The 2,656-nt window shown below is 45.4% G+C and carries 4 protein-coding genes; all 4 read left to right on the plus strand.

The window, feature by feature from the left end:
* Positions 1-320 precede the first annotated feature (320 nt).
* Positions 321-707, plus strand: a complete 387-nt coding sequence (locus MJ769_RS09695; protein WP_445083087.1) for a YbgC/FadM family acyl-CoA thioesterase — start codon at positions 321-323, stop codon at positions 705-707.
* A gap of 3 nt (positions 708-710) precedes the next feature.
* Positions 711-1,385, plus strand: coding sequence for a protein TolQ (gene tolQ / locus MJ769_RS09700; protein ID WP_239236818.1), 675 nt, complete (start codon positions 711-713; stop codon positions 1,383-1,385).
* Positions 1,382-1,804 (plus strand): protein TolR, encoded by a 423-nt coding sequence (tolR, locus tag MJ769_RS09705; protein WP_239236819.1) that lies wholly within the window; start codon positions 1,382-1,384, stop codon positions 1,802-1,804. Before tolQ ends, tolR begins: the two co-directional genes overlap by 4 nt.
* Positions 1,801-2,656, plus strand: an 856-nt coding sequence (locus MJ769_RS09710; protein ID WP_239236820.1) for a hypothetical protein, incomplete at its 3' end; no start/stop codon positions are given. The genes tolR and MJ769_RS09710, both read left to right, overlap by 4 nt.

Genomic DNA, 2,656 nt, shown 5'->3' on the forward strand with positions numbered 1-2,656 from the left:
TTTTATGGGCTTTCAACTTAAAATATTTAGATAGAAATATATCTGCTAACGATTATGAATGGCATGATTCAGTATAGTGCGTAAGACTCAGCGTAACAAAAACTCTTTAGCCAAATTAAGACTATGGTGCAATTAGCTTTTGAATTTGATTTTATGATTTGCTAAGACACCTGTAAATCATATGGATGTACGTTCTTAATGATTGGCAAATATTTTTTAATAATTTAAATGGTTACCAAGAATTAAAAGATAATTGCGACACAACCTTAAATAACATGTTTCATTCAACCCTTAAATCGACATTTGCATTGCCAGTGCGGGTGTATTTTCAGGACACGGATGCAGGAGGCGTGGTATTTCATGCCAGTTATGTGAACTTTTTAGAGCGCGCACGGACTGAGTGGTTGAGAGAATGTTATGGTTACAGTAATACGGGATTGATGCGTGAATTCGGTGTGGTATTTGTTGTTCGTTCACTCAGGCTGGATTATCTTAAGCCCGCCTTGCTTGATGATTTACTTGCCATCAGCGTGCAGTTGAAGGATGTAGGACGTAGTCGTGTGATCTTGTGTCAGAACGTGCTGCGAGATGAGGATGTTCTGGTTGAGTCGGAAATACATTTGGTATGTGTGACAACGGATAATTTCAAGCCGATAAGTGTGCCGGAAGTATTGCGAGAGCAATGGGAAAATAAAAGGGTTATATAAAATATGGATGTAACACAGAATTTATCGTTTATCCATTTGATTCAGAACGCCAGCGTGCTTGTTCAATTGGTAATGGGTTTATTGTTAGTTGTTTCTTTGATGTCATGGTGGTTCATATTTCTCAAGATGTTTGCTGTAAGGCAGGCGGTGATACAAAGCGAGGAATTTGAAGAATCATTCTGGAATGATGATGATCTTAATCGGTTGTATCAAAATACTTCTGTAATGCGCGGTGATACGGGCAGTATGGGACGAATCTTTGCCGCTGGCTTCACTGAGTACCTTAAACTCAAAAAGAAACATGATATGGACAGCAATGCAGTGATGGATGGCACGCGTCGTGCAATGCGCGCCACCTATCAGCGTGAGATAGATATTCTTGAATCGCATTTGGCCTTTCTGGCCACAGTTGGTTCGGTGAGCCCTTATGTCGGGTTATTTGGCACGGTGTGGGGAATTATGAATGCATTTCGTGGCTTGGCTAATGTCGGCCAAGCCACGTTGGCACACGTTGCGCCCGGCATAGCTGAGGCACTGATAGCCACCGCGATGGGTTTGTTTGCTGCTATTCCAGCCGTGGTTGCTTACAATCGTTACTCGCATGATATTACACGCTTAGCCTCACGTTTTGAGATTTTCATGGAAGAATTTTCCAACGTGCTGCAACGTCAGCCATGAACTCCCGTCGTTCTGCCATGCGCCCAATGAGCGATATCAATGTCGTGCCTTACATTGACGTTATGCTGGTATTGCTGGTGATATTTATGATTACAGCGCCACTGATGAACCCTGGGCAGATTGATCTACCCAGCGTGGGTAAGTCACTTGCACCGCCTGTTGCGCCACTAGAAGTAATCATCAAGAAAGATACCTCTCTGGCGCTGAATGATCGCAGTAAGAAAGGTCAGGAGCAGAACGTTACACGTGAGGAATTGATTGAGATTCTCAAGCAGAAGCAGGCACAGAACGTAGATCAGCCTGTTGTGATTTCAGCCGACAAAAATGTGCGTTACGAAGAAGTGATCAGCATCATGGACGTATTGCAGCAGCAGCAGATTAAAAAGGTTGGTCTGTTGGCGCAAACTAAGGGGCGATGAGCGCGATCGTGTATGCCAAAACCTATAAGCTACGTGCCGGGTTATTGGCGCTGGTGGTCCACTTGGTATTCTTCGCGCTGTTATATTTTGGTGCTAGTTGGAAGGCGCAGCCTCCACAGGGCATGGTGGTGGATATTTGGGATAGTTTGCCTGGAACGGAGGCGGTTCCTGTTAAATCTGAGCCTCCTAAAAAAATTGAGCAGCCTGAATTGAGTAAGCCTGTGGTGCCACCTAAGGCCGATATGGCGTTAGCTGAAAAGAAAAAACCTCAGGAAAAATCCAAACCGATGAAATTTGAGCCTAAGCAGCAAACACAAAAAGTGGATGTGCAGGCTGAGCAAAAAAAACAGGAAAAGTTGAAGGTACTGGCTGAACAAAAGGTACTGGCTGAACAAAAGGTACTGGCTGAACAAAAGGTACTGGCTGAGCAGAAGATGTTGGCAGAGCAGAAGATGTTGGCAGAGCAGAAGGCTCGGGCTGAACATGAGCGAGTTCGTACCGAACAGGCTAATATCGTTGCCAAGATACGTCGCAACCTTAAGGCTGAATTGGAGAAAGCCAAGTCATCCCGAGTGGCTGAGCCAGTGAAACCAGAGGCGTCACTCAAAGCCGAGTTAGAGTTGGCAGAAAAGAAGAAGTTGCAGGAAAAGCTTGAAGAAGCTGCGAAGTCTGAGCTTAAGCGACATAATGAAAAAGTTGATGCGCAGTTAAAGCTTAAGGCTCAGGCCGAGGAGAAGGCGCGAGTCGAGAAGAAAGCGCGAGCTGAGGAGAGAGCGCGAGCTGAGGAGAAAGCGCGAGCTGAGGAGAAAGCGCGAGCTGAGGAGAAAGCGCGAGTCGAGGAGAAAGCGCGAG

It is taken from the genome of Candidatus Nitrotoga sp. BS (genome assembly GCF_927797785.1).
Lineage (GTDB): Bacteria > Pseudomonadota > Gammaproteobacteria > Burkholderiales > Gallionellaceae > Nitrotoga.